A 19,053-nucleotide genomic window follows, 5' to 3' on the forward strand; every position below is an offset into this window, starting at 1 on the left:
GTTTACGCTTTCAACATCTCTAGAAAAATTTGGACGAGCCGCGGATCGAACCACGTGCCGCTGTGCGCGCGCACAAACTCGCGCGCCTGTTCTTCGCTCCACGCCTCGCGGTACGGTCGCGCGGACATCAGCGCGTCGTACACGTCAATGATCGCAAAGATGCGCGCGACGAGCGGAATCGCTTTGCCGGCAAGTCCTTCGGGATAGCCAGCGCCGTTCCAGCGTTCGTGATGCGAAGCGACGACCGGCAGCGCGTTACGCAAGAATGGAATGCCGCGCAAAATCGTCGCGCCGATTTCCGCGTGCCGGCGTATTTCGATCCGTTCGGCGTCGGAAAGGGTTTCGGGTTTGCCGAGCACCGCGTCGCTGATTTGGATTTTGCCGATGTCGTGCAAGAGCGCGCCGTAATGAATCGCGCGCAATTCGTGTTCGTCGGTCATTCCGCTGGCGCGGGCGAGCCAACACGCGAGTTCCGCCACGCGTTGCGCGTGTCCCTCCGTCTCGTGATCGCGCACGTCGAGCGCGGTGGACATGGCGGTGAGCGTGGCGGTGTAACTTTCTTCGAGTTGGCGCGCCAGATCGGCGAGCGACGCGGCTTGGCGTTGCGCGTCTTCGTACCGACGCGTATTCTGCACCACCAGCGCGGCTTGCCCGCCCAGGGTGACGAAGAAATTGAGTTCCTCGTCGTTCGGCGAGTAGGGTTGGCGCGCGCACACCACGAGCGCGCCTATTTGTTCGCCGGCAACTCGCATCGGCGCGGCGACGAGCGCGCGCAGATTTTCTTGCGCGCCGGCGACACATCCGCGCGTGCGCGCATCGTGCGCCATATCGGCGACGACACGCGGAATGCCGTCTTCCATCACGCGCGCGAGAATACTGGCGTGGATTTGTTGGGACAAGGTCTGCGCGAGTTCCGCGCTCAGATTCTTGGCGGCTTCCACGCGCAACTGCGTCGGGTCGTCGGCATCGCGGAGCGCGACCCAGCCCGCCGCGTCGCGCGGACCGACGTGCGCGAGGGCTTGGTCGAGCAAAACGTCGAGCGTCCGCGCGAGTTCGAGCGTCGCGCTGATCGTTTGGTCAATCGTGCGCAGCGCGCGGAGTTGCCGCAGGCGTTGTTGCGTCGCCTCGTGCATTTGCGCGTTGTCGAGCGCGATCGCGATTTGCGCCGCGAGCGATTCGAGCAACAGCACGTCGCTTTGCTCGAACGCGTTCGCGCGATAACTGGAGATGACGAGCGCGCCGAGCAATTTGCCCTGGGTGTTGAGCGGTAAAGCAACCTGGGACAGCGTCGGGTCATCGGCGGAGTGCTGTGCGCCGCGCGAATCAATTCGCACGTCCGCAATCACGATCGTTTTACGCGCGGCAATCGCTTGCGCGATGAGCGGATGCGTGGTCAAGGATTGTCGCGGCGCGCGGCGGGTGTGCTCGGCGACGGCGGTCGGATAGCCGCGCAGGATCGTCGCCGTGATTTGGTGATCGTGAACCATGTAGAGCGCGGCGCGGTCGTAGCCGAATCGCTCGGTGATGGCGCGCAAAACTTGGGCGGTCAGTTCAGTGGGGGCGAGAATCGCCGTCAGTTGGCGTCCCACATCGTTGATGGTTTGGAAATCGCGCGCGCGGCGTTGCTCTAGCGCGTACAGTTGTTCGTTATCGGTTTGGTGGCGGATCAGTTCGCGCGATGCGCCGCGCACGATTGCGAATAGCGCGATGTACAAGGCAAGGAATCCCAACGCTAGACCGGCGAAGAGCGTTTGTTCGATGGTGGCGATGCGCGCTTGCGCCGCGTCGAGCCGCGCGTAAATTTCGTACGCGCCCACGGTCGCCGCGCGATCGCGTGGAATGATCGGCGCGTAGATTTCAAACGCGCGCGCGACGTGCGCGCGCTCGGCGATATTCTCCGGTCGGTCGAGCGACGACACGCGCATCGCCGTATTTCCGGCGAACGCTTGCCGTAATTCGTCGGACGGCGGAAACATTTGTCCGATCAACTCGCGCTCGTCCGAATAAATTAGTTTGCCCTGCGTGTTCCAAATTTTGACGCGAAAGATGCGGCGGTTGATGACGTGATCCCGAATTTCGGCGTTGAGCAGTTCCAACTGGGTTGGGGCAAGCCCGTCCAGATCGGCGGCGGTGAGCTTGGGCGCAATAATCCACTGCGCTTGCTCAATCGCGTTGGCGGCTTCTTGTTCCAACTCGCTCTCGGTGATTTTTTGCTGGAGGAGATAGCCGAGAGTGACCGCGATGACGATGAGCGTGATGAAACTGAGCAGACTGAATTGCGCGAGCAAGGATAGGCGCGGGCGTGATTTATTCATAGACGTGCGCGGATTATATCACAAAAAATTGGCAGTGACGAATTTTGTTAGCGCCGAGTCGGGTGTGCGTCAAGTTTTTGGGTGGTAAAAAAACCTTGCGAAGGGCGAACGGCAATCATATTTGATTTGTCGTCAAAATCTTCGCAAGGTTGAGTGTTCCAAAATTTTGACGGACACCCCGCCGAGCACAGCTTTTCAAAAGTCGCTTGACTCACTTGCCAACCTAACCCCCAACCCCCTTCCCTATAAGGGAAGGGGGCAGGGGGATGGGTCTGCAAATGACTTTTGAAAAACCGTGCCCCGCCGAGTCGGGTGTGCGTCAAGTTTTTGGGTGGTAAAAAAACCTTGCGAAGGGCGAACGGCAATCATATTTGATTTGTCGTCAAAATCTTCGCAAGGTTGAGTGTTCCAAAATTTTAACGGACGCCCCGCCGAGCACGGCTTTTCAAAAGTCGCTTGACTCACTTGCCAACCTAACCCCCAACCCCCTTCCCTATAAGGGAAGGGGGCAGGGGGATGGGTCTGCAAATGACTTTTGAAAAACCGCGCCCCGCCGAGTCGCCCGGTTGACAGTCGTCTCGAAAACGGCTATTCTATCGCCCCATGAAAGTTTATCTGAGCACGCTCGGCTGTAAATTAAACGAAAGCGAATTGGAAGCGTGGGCGCGCCGATTTGGCGCGGACGGATACGAGATCGTAGACGACGCGCGCGATGCGGACTTGTGCGTGGTCAACACGTGCGCGATCACGCACGTCGCCGCGCGCAAATCGCGACAACTGGCGCGGCAAATGGCGCGCGCGAATCCGCACGCGCGCATCGTGCTGACCGGTTGTTACGCCGATGTGTCGCCTGATGAAGCGCAAGCATTGCCCAACGTCGCGCTTGTCGTGCCGAACGCGGACAAGGACAACCTCGTCTCGCGAATTGCGAATTCCGAATTAGGAATTGCACATTGCGCCCAGTCCGAGGATCCAAATTCGCAACCCTGGCACCGCCCGCCAGGGCAGGTGTTCGCAACTCGCAATTCGCAATTGAGAACGCGTGCCTTTGTAAAAATTCAAGATGGTTGCAACATGAGTTGCACGTACTGCATCATCCCGCTCGCGCGCGGCAAGGAACGCAGTCGCGCGCGCGATGAAATTGTCGCTGAAGTGCAATCGCTTGTGCGCGCAGGTTATCAGGAAATCATTTTGACCGGCGTGCAGATTTCCACCTATCGTAGCGCAAATTTCCAATTTGCGTTGCGCGATCTTGTCGCCGCGATTCTGGACGAAACGAATGTGCCGCGCTTGCGCCTCACGAGCATCGCACCCTGGGATTTGGACGACGCGTTGCTCGATGCGTGGCGCGATGCGCGGGTGTGCCGGCATTTGCATCTATCGCTCCAAAGCGGGAGCGATGCGATTTTGCGCGCGATGCGGCGCCCGTACACGACCGCGCAATTCGCGCGTGCCGTTGAAATCGCGCGCGCGAAAATTCCAGAAGTTGGCATCACGACGGATGTGATCGTCGGTTTTCCCGGCGAAAGCGACGCCGAATTCGACGAATCGCTCAAGTTCGTCGAACAAATGCAGTTCTCGCGCGTCCACGTCTTTCCGTATTCAATGCGCGAGGGTACGCCCGCCGCGACGATGTCGCACCAAGTCGCGGACGCAGCCAAGCAATCGCGAGTCCGGCAAATGCAAACGGTGGGCGACGCCAGCGCGTGCGCGTTCGCCGGGCGATTCGTCGGGCGCGTGATGCCGGTGTTGTGGGAGTCGGTGGACGGTGGACAATGGTCTGGGTACACGGACAACTATATTCGCGTGCTCGCGCCGAGTGATGCCGATCTTGCCAATCGAATCGTTTCCGTTCAACTCACCTCCATCATGGATGACCACGTTCAAGGTATCTTCATTTCTGATACGAAAGCACCTAAAGATTCTCCGATTGGGTCTCCCCAAATCACCCACAATCGCATAGAATAAACTCACACGCACCCGCCTAATTCATCCTCAATGGTTGAGGATTCACTACGCCGGTTAAGCAGTCTTGCTCGATGAGGAGGCAGATGCCGGAACTAGACGATGCAGTCCAGTTAAAGGTCGAGAACGTCCACATGGCGTTCGGTGGTGTTTTCGCGCTTCGCGGCGTCAGTTTTCGGGTCCGCCAAGGGGAAATTTTTTCGATCATCGGACCGAACGGCGCCGGCAAAACCGTGATGCTCAATTGCATCAGCGGCTTGTATCGTCCCCAGCGCGGCAAAATCCTCTTTGAAGGCAAGGATATTACCTCCCTGCGCGCATATCAGCGCGCGCGTCTTGGCATCTCCCGCACGTTTCAGAAAATCGAACTCTTTCGCGGCATGACCGTCCTCGACAATATCCGTCTGGGACGGCATTTGCATTTGCACGCCGGGTTGCTTGAAGCTGGCGTGTACCTCGGGCGCGCCGCGCGCGAAGAAATCGCGAGCCGCGAATTTATCGAACGCGAGATCATTGACCTGCTCGAAATCGAACACATTCGCAACAAGGTTGTCGGCATGTTGCCGTATGGTTTGCAGAAACGCGTCGAACTCGCGCGCGCGCTCGCGCTGCAACCCAGGTTGCTCATTCTCGACGAGCCGATGGCGGGCTTGAACCTCGAAGAGGTCGAGGACATGGCGCGCTTTATCCTCGACGTCAACGAAGAAAAAAAGTGGAAGGTGACGTGCATTCTCGTCGAGCATGATATGGGCGTCGTGATGGATATTTCACATCACGTCGCGGTGTTGAACTTTGGCGAGAAGATCGCGGAGGCGACGCCGGAGGAAATTCAGCTCGACGAACGCGTGCACCGCGCGTATCTCGGCGAAAAAGAGGAGTTGTATGTCACGCGGCGGTAACCCATCACGCGCGCCGGTCCTCACGATCACGCCGGACTTGACGATTCCCAAAGTGTTCGTGCAAGCCGCGTCCAAGTACGGCGACGCCAAGGTCGCGATGCGCGAAAAAGAGTACGGTTTGTGGCGACCGATCACGTGGAAGCAGTACCTCGCCAAGGTAAAACTCATCGCGCTTGGGCTTGCCGACCTGGGATTGAAACGCGGTGACAAGGTTGTGCTCATCGGCGATAATCGCCCGGAGGGATTGTGGGCGGAGATGGCGGCGCTGTGCGCGGGCGGCGCGGCGGTATGGATCTATCAGGATTCGTTGCTTGACGAAGTGCAGTACATCGTAGACCACTCGGACGCGAAAATTCTGATCGGCGAAGGTCAAGAAGAGGTAGACAAGGGGCTGGGTCTGCGTGACAAGTGCCCCAAACTTGAACACATTGTCTGGGACGACCCGAAGGGAATGCGCCGCTATGACGATCCGATGCTCACGAGTCTCGACCGCTTGATGGAGCGCGGGCGTAAGTTGGATGAGCAAGACCCGCATCGCTTTGACGAATTGGTCAAGCGTGGCAATGGCGACGATATTGCGCTCTTGTTCTACACCTCGGGTACGACCTCCGCGCCGAAAGGCGCGCTCCTCACGCATTACAACATGCTCAAGATGGGACAGAACTTGATGCAGGTTGACCCCGCGTTCGAGAACGACGATTTCGTTTCGTTCTTGCCCTTTGCGTGGATCGGCGAGCAAATGATGTCCATCTCGTGTGGCATCCAAGCCGGCTTTACGCTCAATTTTCCGGAAGAGCCGGAAACCGCGATGGAAGACTTGCGCGAGATCGGTCCGCAGATGATGTTTTCGTCGTCGCGCCTGTACGAGCAGATGGTGCGCAATTTGCAAGTCAAGTACTCTGACTCGTCGTGGATGAAGCGCAAGTTGTACGAGTGGAGTTTGAACGTCGGTTACGCCGTCGCCGATGGCAAGTTCGATAAGAAACCGCTTGCGTTACCGCTCAAGGCGCAGGCGTTCGTTGCGGATAAACTCGTGCATCGCGCGTTACGCGATCACATGGGCTTGTCGCGAATGCGGAACGCGTACACCGGCGGCTCGGCAATCGGTCCCGATCACTTTCGTTTCTTTCACGCGATTGGTGTGAACCTCAAACAGATTTACGGACAAACCGAAATTGCCGGCATTTCGGTGTTGCATCGCACCGACGATGTGAAACTCGATACGGTCGGCAAGCCGATTCCGGAAACCGAAATCAAAATCGCGGAGGACGGCGAAATTCTCGCGCGTAGCCCGGCGGTGTTCAAGGGCTATTACAAAAATGACGAGGCAACGGTCAAGACGTTACAGGATGGCTGGCTGCACTCCGGCGACAATGGATTCATTGACGACAATGGGCATCTGGTTTTCTTCGACCGCTCGAAAGACATTATGATTTTGAGCGACAAGCGCAAATTCTCGCCGGTCTTTGCCGAGAGTAGACTCAAGTTCAGCCCGTACATCAAGGACGCGTGGATCATTGGGCACGAGCGACCGTTCGTCGCCGCGGTGATCTGCATTGATTACGCGGTGACCGGACGTTGGGCGGAGAGCAAGGGCATCGCGTACACCAGTTACACCGAATTGTCGCAAGAGCCGCGCGTGTTGGAAATCGTGGAGAGATCGGTCGAGCAAGTGAACAAGAGTTTGCCGGAACCCGCGCGCATCAAACGCTTTGTCAACCTGTTCAAGGAATTCGATGCGGACGACGACGAACTAACGCGCACGAAAAAACTGCGGCGCGGCTTTCTCGAAGAACGATACAAGTTGATTGTGGATGGACTGTTTGGTGGCGTGGACGTGATTCACATTGACACGGCGATCAATTACGAGGATGGGCGCGTCGCGCGTATCAAGACGGATTTGAAAGTGGTGGAGAGTGGCGGGTAGCGAATGGCGAATGGCAAATAGCGAATAGCGAATGGCGGATGGCAATTAGCCATTTGCCATCTGCCATTCGCTATACGGGGACGCGATGGAAGTTTTTCTACAATTGGTCATCACGGGATTAATGGTCGGCAGCATCTATGCTCTCGTTGCGTTGGGCTGGACGCTGATCTATAAATCGTCCGGTGTGCTCAATCTCGCGATGGGTGAACTAACGCTCGTCGGCGCGTACGTGTCGCTGGCGTTTTATCAGTGGGGCTTGCCGTTCCCGCTCGCGTTGTTTCTCACGCTCGTCGTCGGCTTGATCCTGGGTCTCGTCGTCGAGCGCGCGTTTCTGCGCCCGCTCATCGGCGAATCGGTGTTGACGGTGATAATGGTGACGGTGGGCTTGTCATTCTTTATGCGTGGCTTGCTTGGTCTTATTTTCGGAACGGACACCTTGGTCTTCAAGCCCGCCGTTTTTCCCGACGAGCCAGTGCGCGTGGGCGGCGTGGTGATTGGACAGGTGTACATTTGGAGTTTCGTCGCCGCGCTCGTTTTGCTCGTCGTTTTTGTCGCGTTCTTCAAGTACACGCGTTGGGGCTTGGCGATGCAAGCAACCGCCGACGACGAAATGGCGGCGCTCTCGATTGGCATCAGCGCGAAATTCGTGTACGCACTCGCGTGGGCAATCGCGTTCATGTCGGCGGGTGTCGGCGGCGCGTTGCTCGGCAACATCAACGGCGTGAACGTGTCGGTCGGATACCTGGGTCTGCTCGTTCTGCCGGCGGTTGTGATGGGTGGACTCAACTCGGTGCCCGGCGCGATTGCGGGTGGATTGATCGTGGGACTTTTGCAGAATTTTGCCGGCGGCTATCTCGACAACCTCACGATTGCCGGCATCAATCTGATTCCCGGCGGCGCGAAAGATGTATTTCCGTTCATCGTGATGACGATTGCGTTGTTGTTCAAGCCGTACGGGTTGTTTGGATGGCAGAGGATCGAACGCGTCTAGTTCCCTCAGTTCCCTTATTTTCTTCATTTCCCTTCTTGAACGGAAATGCGGGAATTTGACTGGAGTCAAAGTGTCCGCAATGCGACTTCCTTCCGGGGTGTATCACGAAAATTACACGCAAGACCACGCGTGGTGGCAGACGCGCTTTGTCTGGTTCCGGATGCTGGCGTTGTTCGTGATTTTGTTCGCGGTGTTTCCATCGCTGGTCGGCGGGTACGAGTTGTCGGTGGCGAATCGCATCGGGTATACGATTCTGTCCGCGCTTGGCGTCCAGTTGCTGATTGGCTTTGCCGGACAAGTGACACTGGGTCACATGGCGTTTGTCGCGATTGGCGCGTACACCTCTGCCATCTTTACTCTGAATGTCAATCAGACATTTCCAATTCTCAAAGACCTAGGTCTGTCGTATCCAATCAGCATGATCGTCGCGATGATTGTCGCCGGTTTGTGGAGTATGTTGTTCGGTCTGCCGTCGGCGCGCGTCAAGGGGTTTTACCTGATTATGACGACGATGGCGGCGCAGTTCATCACCGTAGATTTCATCATCACGCACTATATTAGCCGCGTCGGCGATCGCGGCGTGTCGTTCTCGCTGCCGCCCGGCACGATTCGCTTCGGGCTCTGGGATATTCGTACCGATCTGGAACAGTACTATCTGATGCTCGTGCTCGTCATCCTGGGTATCGTGTTCGTCGGCAACTTGATGCGGACGCGCATCGGGCGCGCGTGGATTGCGATTCGCGACAATGACATTGCCGCCGAAGTGCTGGGCGTGAATGTCGTGCGCTACAAACTCCTCGCGTTTTTTGTCGCCGGCGCGCTGGCGGGTCTCGCGGGTTCGTACGCGAATGCCGTGTCGTTCACGGTCAGCCCCGAGCAATTTAGTTTCGGCGAATCATTGTGGCTCGTGGGTGTTGTGCTCATCGGCGGCATCGGCAGTAACTATGGCACGATCTACGGCGCGATTTATTTGACGATGATCGCCGAACTCGTTCAACCTGCGCTCAAAATTATTCTGCCCGACCTCGCGCTCAAGACCTCGTACGTCAAGGATATGGTATTCGGTTTGTCCATCGTCGTATTTCTCTTGCTCGAACCAAAAGGATTGGCGTATCGTTGGTCGCGTCTCAAAGATTACATTCATCTGTGGCCCTTTTCGTACTAGCGATTTGGAATGGTCGAAATTGCGGCGGTCGGCGGTCTGCCCCTTCGACTGCGCTCAGGGCAGGCGTCGGCGTCGTATTTTGGGAGGAGGAGTATGGATTTCCGCAAACTATCGGTCGTGATGATGTTCGTCCTCGTGGCGATCCTTGTCGTCGCGTGTGGCGGCGGCGGCGCGCCAGCCGGGCAACCGACTGCTGTCGCGAGCAAGGGTGAAATCAGCGTCGGCTCGTTGAACGATCTAACCGGCGCGACCTCGGACGTGGGCAAGGATTACGCGCTCGGCGTGCAAGAGGCGGTCAAATGGATCAACGACAATGGCGGCATCAACGGCAAGACCATCAAGTTGTTCCAGTACGATTATGGCTATCGCGTGCCTGAAGCGCAAACGACGTACAAACGATTTCGCGATTTCGACAAAGTGATCGCGGTGCTGGGTTGGGGTACGGGCGACACGTCCGCGCTTTCGCCGACCATCAATCAGGACAAGATGCCGTACGTCTCCGCGTCGTATGCGGGCGAGTTGACCGACCCCGCCAAGACGCCGTACAACTTGTTCGCCGCGCCGGACTATTCGACATCGGCGCGCGCCGCGTTGACAGTGTGGTACGAAGAAGTGTGGAAAAAAGATCCGCGCTTTGCCGCCGAGCAATCCTCCAAGCCGCGCGTCGTCATGTTCTATCAAAAATCGTCGCCGTACTCCAGCGCGCCGATCAAGGCGATGAAGGAGCAAGCCGCGCTGCTCGGCTTTGAAGTCGGATCCGATCAAGATGTCGCGCTGACCGCGCTCGATACAAAGTCGCAAGTGCTCGCGGCAAAAGATTTCAAACCGCACGTCGTGTGGCACGGCAACACGACCAACTCGGTGGCGACCGCGTTGAAAGACGCGAAAGCGTTGGGGTTGGGCGCGGATCACCTGGTCAACACGTACGGGTACGACGAGAATTTGCCGCGCCTCGCGGGCGATGCCGCCGAAAATGTGATGGGCATTGGCGTTGCCGCGTTCTATGGCGAGAACGTCAAGGGGATGGATGTCGTCATCGAGTCCGCGAAAAAATACAATCCCAGCACGCCGCAAGACACGCGCTTGATTCACACCGTCAAGGCGTGGGCGAATACGCTCGTCTTGCGCGAGGCGATGACGCGCGCGGACAAAGCCGGCAAACTCAGCGGCGAAGGGATTCGCACCGCGTTCGAACAACTGAAAGATTTCGAAGTCGGCTTGGGCGTCACGCCGCTAACGTGGACCGCGACTGACCATCGCCCGACGAGCCAGGTGCGCGTCTATCAAATCAAGGGCGGCAAGTTCAACCTGCTCAAACAGATTGATCTGAAAGCCAAGTATGCGAACGAGTGGCCCAAGTGGGTTGGGTACTAGTCGCCAGAAGACAGTCGTCAGTAGACCGACATCCTATTGGCGACTGGCGACTGACGACTGACGACTGCTATGGATAACGGCAACATTCTCAACCTCAACAACATTGAGGTGATGTACCACGAGGTCATTCTCGTGCTCAAAGGCGTCTCGCTGAGCGTGCCGAGCGGCGGCATCGTTGCCCTGCTCGGCGCGAACGGCGCGGGCAAAAGCACCACACTCAAAGCGATCTCCGGTTTGCTCAAGCACGAGAACGGACGCGTGACCGACGGCTCGATCGAATTCCTGGGCGCGCGCATTGATCGCAAATCCGCCGAGGAAATCTCGCGGACGGGCATCATTCAAGTGATCGAGGGACGCCGCGTGTTCGAGCACTTGACCGTCGAGGAAAACATCAAGGTCGGCGCACACCTGAGTAGCGCCAAGTTGCGCGGCGGACTGGAAAAAGTGTACGCGTATTTTCCACGCCTTCAAGAAATTCGCACGCGCACGGCGGGGTTTTGCAGCGGCGGCGAGCAACAGATGTTGGTAATGGGACGCGCGTTGATGACGAATCCCAAACTGATGTTGCTCGACGAACCTTCGATGGGGCTTGCGCCGCTACTGATCAAAGAGATTTTTACGATCATCACGCGGCTGAACCAGGACGAGCGCCTGCCAATCCTGCTCGTCGAGCAGAATGTCAAACTTGCGCTGACGGTTGCCGGCTATGGTTATGTGCTGGAGGGTGGTCGCATTGTGATGGATGGCGCGGCGGATACATTGCGCGACAACCCCGACATCAAGGAATTCTATCTGGGTCTTACCGACCTGGGCACGCGCAAAAATTTCCGCGAGATTAAACATTACAAACGCCGCAAACGCTGGCTAACGTAATTCGAATTTAGGATTTCTGATTTCTGATTTATGATCTGGCAATTCACGATGCGCGCGAAAAGTGTAAATCATAAATCGCAAATCATAAATCGTAAATTTCCCTAGGGGGAGCACCTATGAAGCGATTATCGCTGTTTGTGTTTTTGCTCGTTGTGCTGATCGCGAGCGCGTGTAGTGCGCCCGCACCCGCGCCCGCCGAGTTCAAGAATCCGACTTTGACGTTGACCCAGGTTCAAGTGCAAGGGTACTTTGCCGCGCCGTGGGCGGGCTGGCCCGCCGCGGTACCGACGCCCACCCCGCCGCCGGCGGGGACGCCTGCCGCGCAGTTCGTACCGTTTCCCGGCGCGATCAGTGTCCCGCTCGTGATCGCGTTCATCTGGGAAATCAACAATCCGAATGACGCGGCGGTCACGCTCGAGCAAATGCAGTACTCGGTCGAGTTTGAAGCCGCACCCTCCCAGCCCGGCGAGTACTTTTCACTCGCGCGTCCGATCGCGCCGGAACGACAGACGATTCCCGCCAAGACGACGAATCAAATGCGTGTTGTCGTCGTGCTCGATTCTGCGGTCGTGCCCGGCAACCTCGCGGTGACGAGCGGGCAACGCCTGGGTGCGCTCAAGTTATCCGGCGCGACGCTCGTCAAAGATTGGTGGGCGAACATCGGCGATTTCAAATTCGTCATCAAGGCAACCGGCGGCACCGCCGATTTTGTCACGAGCGCCGGGAAAAAAGTCATCACGTTCGACGGCAAGTTTCCCAACAAATGATGGCAGGGGCGCGGCATTCGCTCAACGTTTCATCGCACGCATTCCGCGCCCCTTCGTGTGATGCCATGTCTCCTCAACGCGCGCTCGAGCAATTTGTCGTCGGCGAGCAAGCCGAGTTCTCGCGTACATTCACTGAGAGCGAAGTGACGCAATTCGTCGGGTTGTCCTGGGATGTGAATCCATTTCACACGGACGATGAGTTTTGCAAAACGCATCGCGTCGGCAAGCGCATCGTCCCAGGATTATTAATCGGCAGTATGCTGACACACATTGGCGGACTCGCAGCAGTCCTGGCGTCGCACGCGTCGTTTGAATTTCTCGCGCCGGTGTACATCGGCGATACGGTAACCGCGACGTGCACCGTCGTCGAGGCGGATGCAACACGTGGTTGGGCGCGATTCGAGATGCGCGGCGTTAATCAGCGCGGCGAACTCGTGGTGCGCGGCGAAGCGCGCGGGTATCCGATGCGTTGGCGCGACCGTTTGCGCCGTGCCAGCGAATAACTTTTGCATTCCCACCGCGTTTGCAGTATACTACGCGTGAGGCGAAGAGTGCCCAAACTTTAGACTCATAGCGGAGGTGTCTATGCTGGTACGTGAAAGAATGACGGCGAACCCGGTGACGGTTCACCCCGAAACGTCCTTTGAAGATGCGCTCCAATTATTGCGCGAAAAGAAAATTCGTCGTCTGCCGGTGGTGGATAAGAATGGCGATCTGGTTGGCATCGTCGTCGAAAAAGATTTGCTTTACGCATCACCCTCGCCCGCGACCTCGTTGAGCGTATTCGAGGTGCATTATTTGCTTTCCAAATTGACGGTGAAAGATGTGATGACCAAACGCGTCATCACCGTCGGCGAGGATTGTCCGCTGGAAGAAGCCGCGCGTATCATGGTGGACCACAAGATCGGCAGTCTGCCCATCGTGCGCGGCAAGCAAGTCGTCGGCATCGTCACCGAAACGGACGTGTTCAAGACGATGGCAGAGGCGTTGGGCGGGCGCGCCAAAGGATTGCGCGTGACGATTCGCGTGCCCGACGTGAAAGGCGAACTTGCCAAGATTACGAACCGGATCGCCGACATGGGCGGCAACTTTATCAGTTTTGCCCAGTTCATTAGCGGCGATGGTAAACAGGTCGAAGTGACGTTCAAAGTGCAAGGCATTCCCAAAGACGCGATCAGCGGTGTGTTGGAAAAAACCGGCGCGCAAATGGTGGATGTGCGCGAGATTGACAAAGAGTACCAGCCCACATTGATCTCATCGCGATGACCGAGTTTGCAGAAACCAGGTTTCTTCAAGAAACTTGGTTTCTCCTGGGTGATGTAAAAATTGAACGCGAAGGGCATCCGTGCCCTTTGCGTTTTTTCAAGTGCGTTTACGACGCGCATGGTTTGTGCTACAATCGGCTGTCTGATGAACGACGCTATCCTTCGCATTGAAAGTTTGCACCACACATTTTTTGCGGGAACGCCCCGTGCTATCCCTGCATTGCGCGGTATTGATTTGACGATTGCGCGCGGTGAGTACGTCGCGATTGTCGGACACAATGGCTCGGGCAAGTCCACGCTTGCCAAGCATCTCAACGGATTGTTGTTGCCGACCCAGGGCGAGGTTTGGGTCAAAGCGTGGAACACGCGCGAGGTCGCGCATCGCCGCGCGATTCGCGCGACGGTTGGCATGGTGTTCCAGTCGCCCGATAACCAAATCGTCGCGACGATGGTCGAGGAAGACGTCGCGTTCGGTCCGGAGAATTTCGGCATACCGCGCGAGGAAATTCGCACGCGCGTCGAAACCGCGCTCGCGACGGTCGAGATGCAGGCGTATCGTCATCGCGCACCGCACTTGTTGTCCGGCGGACAAAAACAGCGCGTCGCGATTGCCGGCGTGCTCGCGTTGCAACCCGAAGTGTTGGTGCTCGACGAATCCACCGCGTTGCTCGATCCGCGTGGACGCGCCGAAGTGTTGCGCGTGATGCGGCAATTGCACGATGCCGGCGTGACGATCATTGCGATTACGCACTTGATGCACGAAGCCGCTTTTGCGGATCGCGTGATCGTGTTGAACGAAGGTCACATCGCGTTGCAAGGTACGCCGCGCGAGGTTTTTTCGCAGATCGAACGTTTGCGCGCATGGCAACTCGACGCGCCGGAAATCGCGCAACTTGCGTGGCGAGTACGGCGCGCGCATCCGGATTTTCCGGGCGACGCGCTCGCGGTAAAAGAATTTGTGGAGGCAGTGATTCAGCAGAGGGGCAAGGGGGCAGAGGGGCAGGGGAGCGATCGGTTCGTCCCTGCTCCCCTGCTCCCCCGCCCCCCGGTGCGTGACAACATCATCGCAGTTCGCGATCTCGCACACACCTACTTGCGCGGCACGCCGCTCGAATCGCTCGCGTTGCGCGGTGTGACGCTCGATCTCGCGCGCGAACACGTGACCGGCATCATCGGGCAAACTGGGTCGGGCAAGTCCACGTTGATTCAACATTTCAATGGGCTATTGCGTCCGCAAGTGGGCGATGTGGTCGTGCTCGGCAACGATTTACGCGCGGCGCACGTGGATTGGCGCGCGTTGCGGCGACGCGTCGGTCTCGTATTTCAATTTCCCGAAGCGCAGTTGTTCGAGCGATTCGTCGGCGACGATGTCGCATTTGCGCCCTGGCAGATGGGCATGCGCGGCGAGGCGCTACGCGCGCGCGTGCGCGAGGCGATGGCTGTGGTCGGTTTGGATTTCGACGCGTTCAAAGACCGCCCGCTCTATTCGTTGAGCGGCGGCGAGCGGCGACGCGTCGCGCTCGCGGGTGTGCTCGCGATGAAGCCGGAAATTCTCGTGCTCGACGAGCCGACGGCGGGATTGGATCCGCGCGGACACCAGGACATTCTCGCGCGCTTGATGGCGTTGCGCCGCGAGTGGGACACGACGCTCGTGATCGTATCGCACAACATGGAGGATATTGCGCGTTTGTGTGATCGCGTGGTCGTCATCGCCGATGGGCGCGTGGAGATGATCGGCGCGCCGCGCGAAATTTTCGCGCAAGCAAAGCGCCTGGGCGAGCTGGGTCTGGGTGTACCGCAAGTTACCGCTGTGATGCGCGCGTTGCGCGAGGCGGGCTTGCCGGTGCGCGACGATGTGTTGACGCTCGACGAAGCGGAAGCAGAAGTGAACAAGGTGCTGGGTGGAAAACTGGGACATTCTGCGTAACATCACCATCGGTCAATACTTGCCGACTGGTTCGTTCGTCCATCACCTCGATCCGCGCGTCAAACTGATTTGCTTTGCGCTCATCGTCGGCGCAGTGACGTTCACGGGGACGTACCTAGGTAACGCAGTGTTGCTCGTCGTCGCGTTCGCGCTCATCGCGTTGAGCAAAATTCCGATGCGGTACGCACTCGGCGGACTCGTACCCGCGATTCCGATTGTGTTGTTTCTCGGCGCGCTCCAGATTCTACTCTACACACCTGGATTCGCCGGACGCGATGATTGCGTTGTGTTTTTCGAATGGGGTGTTATCGTCAGCAATACGTGCGGCGTCCAACTCGCGATGGTCTCAGCCGCGCGTTTTGTCGAATTGCTGATCCTCACAAGTTTGTTGACGTTCAGCACGACGACGGCGCAACTCACACTCGGTACTGAACGCTTGCTCAGTCCATTGCAACGCGTGAATTTTCCCGCGCACGAAATCGCGCTTACGCTGACGATTGCGCTGCGTTTCGTGCCGACGTTCGCCGAAGAGTTGGAGCGCATCGTCAAGGCGCAGGTCTCGCGCGGCGCGGATTTAGGCGAAGCGAGTCGTTGGCAATTCGCGCAACAGATGCGGTACTTGTTGCCGCTCGTCGTGCCGCTGTTTCTCAGCGCGTTGCGCCGCGCCGAAGACCTCGCGCTCGCGATGGAGGCGCGCGGGTACGTCGGCGGCAAAGGGCGCACGCATCTCATCGCGTTTCACGCGACGCGTTCTGATTTCATCTCGCTCCTAGTCACGATTGCTTTTTCGATACTGCTGCTCGTTTTCCCGTTCGCGTTCTAGCGCGCGACCAGAAAAATGTTGTGGGATTGTCATTTCGAACGAGGCGTAGCGGAGTGAGAAATCGCGGTGACAACCTCGCGAGATTTCTCGTGGCAAAAATCGCCACTCGAAATGACAGTACGATCAAGGACAGCGGTCGTTCGTTCGCCGTCTAGTTTGAAGGGAGAAATGCAAATGCAAACTTCAGCGCAACCCGTTTTATCCATTCGTCGCATCGTCGTCGCCGGTGTGCTTTCCGCGATTGCGATCTTGCTGGGGCTGACCCAGCTCGGTTTCATCCCCGTGCCGAATTTGTCCGGGCGCGCGACGATCATGCACGTGCCGGTCATCATCGGCGCGGTGTTGGAAGGTCCGGTCGTCGGCGTGTTGATCGGCGGCATCTTTGGTATCTTTAGTTTTCTTCAAGCGACCACACCCGTGTTCAAGAATCCGATCGTCGCCGTCGTGCCGCGTTTGCTGATCGGCATCGTTGCGTACTATCTCTACGCGCTCATCGCGAAAAAGAATCAGTCTGTCGCGCTAACAGTTGCCGGCGTGTTCGGTTCGTTAACGAACACCGCGTTCGTGCTGGGTCTCGCCGGTTGGTTCGGATTGATTCCGTGGACGGCGATGCCTGCGATTATTCCGCAGGCGATTGTGGAAGCGATTCTCGCGGCGGTCATCACAGTCGCCGTCGTGACCGCGTGGAAAGCGATTGATTCCGGCGCGGGCGGTTCGCGCAAAGTTTAGTTGTAGACCCGAAACAAATCCCCACGCCAGTCTTTCCCCGTTCAGCAAACTACGCCGAACAGGAGAGGGAGCAAGTTCCCTCCCCTGCGAAAGCGGGGGAGGGTAGGGTGGGGGCTTGCTTCGCTCTTCGGGTCTAGGAATTGGCGCGATGTGTAAGCCGGTGGTATAATGCGCGGCAATGAATCAAGAACGCATTCGCAATCTCTGTATTATCGCGCACATTGACCACGGCAAGTCCACGCTGACCGACCGCTTGCTCGAAATGACCGGCACACTCCAAAAGCGTGAAATGGTCGAGCAGGTGATGGACCAGATGGACTTGGAGCGCGAAAAGGGTATCACGATCAAAGCCAAAGCCGTGCGTATGTTGTACCACGCACGCGATGGCAACGAGTACGAACTCAATTTGATTGACACACCCGGTCACGTGGATTTCACGTACGAAGTGTCGCGCGCGCTCGCCGCGTGCGAGGGCGCGATTCTTGTCGTGGACGTGACCCAGGGTGTCGAAGCGCAAACGCTCGCGAACCTGTACCTCGCGCTCGAACACAACCTCACAATTGTGCCGGTCATCAACAAGATTGATTTGCCTTCCGCGCGCCCCGATGACACCGCGCACGAACTCGAACGCTTGCTCAATGTGCCGAACGAACAAATCATTCGCGCATCCGCAAAGGACGGCACCGGCGTTCCCGCGATCCTCGAAGAAATCGTCGCGCGCATTCCGCCGCCGCAAGCGAATACGGCTCTGCCGCTGCGCGCGCTCATCTTCGATTCCAAGTACGATTCCTACAAAGGTGTCGTCGCATACGTGCGCGTCGTGGACGGTGAGTTACCCAAGAACGAAAAAATCAAATTGATGTCGTCGGGCTTGGAAATTGACGCGCTCGAAGTCGGCGTGTTTCGCCCCAAGATGATCGCCGGCGAAATATTGAGCGCGGGCGAAGTCGGCTACGTGGCGACCGGGCTGAAGAGCGTGCGCGATATTCAGGTCGGCGATACGATCACGCATGTCGTCAATCCGGCGAGCGAACCTGTCCCAGGTTTTCGTCCCGCCAAGCCGATGGTGTTCGCCGGTTTTTATCCGACCGAAACGAACGATTATCCCCTCTTGCGCGACGCGCTCGACAAACTCAAACTGAATGACGCGTCGCTGACGTACATTCCCGAAACTTCCGCCGCGCTCGGCTTTGGATTTCGTTGCGGCTTTCTTGGCTTACTCCATCTCGAAATCGTGCAAGAACGATTGGAACGCGAGTACGATCTCGATCTCATCGCGACCGCGCCGAGTGTCGAGTATCGCGTGCTCAAGACGAACGGCGATTTGATCACGGTGGACAATCCGGCGGAGATGCCGAGCGGCGACGAGATTTCCGAGATCGAAGAGCCGTGGATGCACATCCAAGTATTCACGCCGAAAGAATACATCGGCGCAGTGATGGATTTGGTCGTCGCGCGGCGCGGCACGTTCGACAAGATGGAATATCTCGACGAGCAACGCGTGATGCTCGCGTACATGATGCCGCTCTCGGAGCTCATCATTGATTTTTACGATCAACTCAAATCGCGCACGCGCGGGTACGCGTCACTCGATTACGCGTTCGGCAATTATCGGACGAGTGAGCTGGTCAAGTTGAACGTGCTCGTCAACGAAGAGCCGGTGGACGCGCTCGCGATGATCGCGCACAAGGATTACGCGTACGCGCGCGGCGCGGCGCTCGCCAAAAAATTGAAAGAAGTCATTCCGCAACAAATGTTCCCCGTGCCGATTCAAGCCGCGATTGGCGGACGCATCGTCGCGCGCGAAACGATCCGCGCGATTCGCAAGGATGTGTTAGCCAAGTGTTACGGCGGCGACATTACGCGCAAACGCAAACTGCTCGAAAAACAAAAAGCCGGCAAGAAACGGATGAAGCGATTTGGTACGATTGAGATTCCGCAGGAAGCATTTATGGCAGTCCTGAAACTCGGCGAAGATAGTTAGAGTTTGGATGTTAGATGTTGGAGGTTGGAAATTCGATTCTGACGCATCG

15 protein-coding genes and 2 other annotated features (2 of these 17 cut by a window edge) are annotated in these 19,053 nt (G+C 57.7%); of the genes, 14 read left to right on the plus strand and 1 reads right to left on the minus strand.

Translation table 11 applies throughout. The annotated features are described in order from the left end of the window. Nucleotides 1-2 precede the first annotated feature (2 nt). Entirely contained in the window at nucleotides 3-2,315 is a 2,313-nt protein-coding gene (locus HY868_12410; GenBank protein ID MBI5302931.1) for a GAF domain-containing protein, read from the minus strand. A gap of 603 nt (nucleotides 2,316-2,918) precedes the next feature. Here HY868_12410 and mtaB point away from each other — a divergent pair. The 14 genes from mtaB to lepA all read left to right on the plus strand — a co-directional run bounded on the left by mtaB (nucleotide 2,919) and on the right by lepA (nucleotide 19,004). Next, nucleotides 2,919-4,283 (plus strand): tRNA (N(6)-L-threonylcarbamoyladenosine(37)-C(2))-methylthiotransferase MtaB, encoded by a 1,365-nt coding sequence (mtaB, locus tag HY868_12415; protein ID MBI5302932.1) that lies wholly within the window; start codon nucleotides 2,919-2,921, stop codon nucleotides 4,281-4,283. 71 nt (nucleotides 4,284-4,354) lie between these two features. Continuing rightward, on the plus strand, nucleotides 4,355-5,179 hold the full coding sequence (locus HY868_12420; protein MBI5302933.1) for an ABC transporter ATP-binding protein: 825 nt from the start codon (nucleotides 4,355-4,357) through the stop codon (nucleotides 5,177-5,179). Beyond that, nucleotides 5,163-7,106: an AMP-binding protein gene (locus HY868_12425; protein MBI5302934.1), complete on the plus strand. Its 1,944-nt coding sequence runs from the start codon at nucleotides 5,163-5,165 to the stop codon at nucleotides 7,104-7,106. The genes HY868_12420 and HY868_12425 overlap by 17 nt, the downstream gene beginning before the upstream one ends. Before the next feature lie 85 nt (nucleotides 7,107-7,191). After that, nucleotides 7,192-8,097, plus strand: coding sequence for a branched-chain amino acid ABC transporter permease (locus tag HY868_12430; GenBank protein ID MBI5302935.1), 906 nt, complete (start codon nucleotides 7,192-7,194; stop codon nucleotides 8,095-8,097). A 79-nt stretch (nucleotides 8,098-8,176) separates the two neighbouring features. Continuing rightward, the gene (locus HY868_12435; protein ID MBI5302936.1) at nucleotides 8,177-9,262 is read left to right on the plus strand and encodes a branched-chain amino acid ABC transporter permease; all 1,086 of its coding nucleotides are present in this window, start codon (nucleotides 8,177-8,179) and stop codon (nucleotides 9,260-9,262) included. 93 nt (nucleotides 9,263-9,355) lie between these two features. Then, entirely contained in the window at nucleotides 9,356-10,636 is a 1,281-nt protein-coding gene (locus HY868_12440) for an ABC transporter substrate-binding protein (GenBank protein MBI5302937.1), read from the plus strand. Nucleotides 10,637-10,705: 69 nt separating this feature from the next. Then, nucleotides 10,706-11,509, plus strand: coding sequence for an ABC transporter ATP-binding protein (locus tag HY868_12445; GenBank protein MBI5302938.1), 804 nt, complete (start codon nucleotides 10,706-10,708; stop codon nucleotides 11,507-11,509). Nucleotides 11,510-11,625: 116 nt separating this feature from the next. Further along, nucleotides 11,626-12,276 carry a hypothetical protein gene (locus HY868_12450; protein ID MBI5302939.1) on the plus strand — a complete coding sequence of 217 codons (651 nt, stop codon included), beginning with the start codon at nucleotides 11,626-11,628 and terminating at the stop codon, nucleotides 12,274-12,276. 65 nt (nucleotides 12,277-12,341) lie between these two features. Beyond that, nucleotides 12,342-12,779, plus strand: a complete 438-nt coding sequence (locus HY868_12455; GenBank protein MBI5302940.1) for a MaoC family dehydratase — start codon at nucleotides 12,342-12,344, stop codon at nucleotides 12,777-12,779. Between the two features lie 82 nt (nucleotides 12,780-12,861). Further along, entirely contained in the window at nucleotides 12,862-13,542 is a 681-nt protein-coding gene (locus tag HY868_12460) for a CBS domain-containing protein (protein MBI5302941.1), read from the plus strand. 144 nt (nucleotides 13,543-13,686) lie between these two features. Continuing rightward, entirely contained in the window at nucleotides 13,687-15,468 is a 1,782-nt protein-coding gene (locus HY868_12465; protein MBI5302942.1) for an energy-coupling factor transporter ATPase, read from the plus strand. Continuing rightward, nucleotides 15,443-16,291: an energy-coupling factor transporter transmembrane protein EcfT gene (locus HY868_12470; protein ID MBI5302943.1), complete on the plus strand. Its 849-nt coding sequence runs from the start codon at nucleotides 15,443-15,445 to the stop codon at nucleotides 16,289-16,291. Before HY868_12465 ends, HY868_12470 begins: the two co-directional genes overlap by 26 nt. Nucleotides 16,292-16,465: 174 nt before the next feature. Further along, the gene (locus HY868_12475; protein MBI5302944.1) at nucleotides 16,466-17,020 is read left to right on the plus strand and encodes an ECF transporter S component; all 555 of its coding nucleotides are present in this window, start codon (nucleotides 16,466-16,468) and stop codon (nucleotides 17,018-17,020) included. A gap of 178 nt (nucleotides 17,021-17,198) precedes the next feature. Next, the gene (gene lepA, locus HY868_12480; protein MBI5302945.1) at nucleotides 17,199-19,004 is read left to right on the plus strand and encodes an elongation factor 4; all 1,806 of its coding nucleotides are present in this window, start codon (nucleotides 17,199-17,201) and stop codon (nucleotides 19,002-19,004) included. Continuing rightward, nucleotides 19,000-19,053 (minus strand) — a sequence feature (possible 16S ribosomal RNA but 16S or 23S rRNA prediction is too short); it runs 42 nt beyond the window's last position. Its footprint overlaps the gene before it by 5 nt. Continuing rightward, nucleotides 19,002-19,053: a sequence feature (possible 23S ribosomal RNA but 16S or 23S rRNA prediction is too short), on the minus strand; it runs 28 nt beyond the window's last position. (Overlaps the previous feature by 80 nt.)

The sequence above is a fragment of the Chloroflexota bacterium genome, assembly GCA_016219275.1.
In the GTDB taxonomy this organism is placed as follows: domain Bacteria; phylum Chloroflexota; class Anaerolineae; order UBA4142; family UBA4142; genus JACRBM01.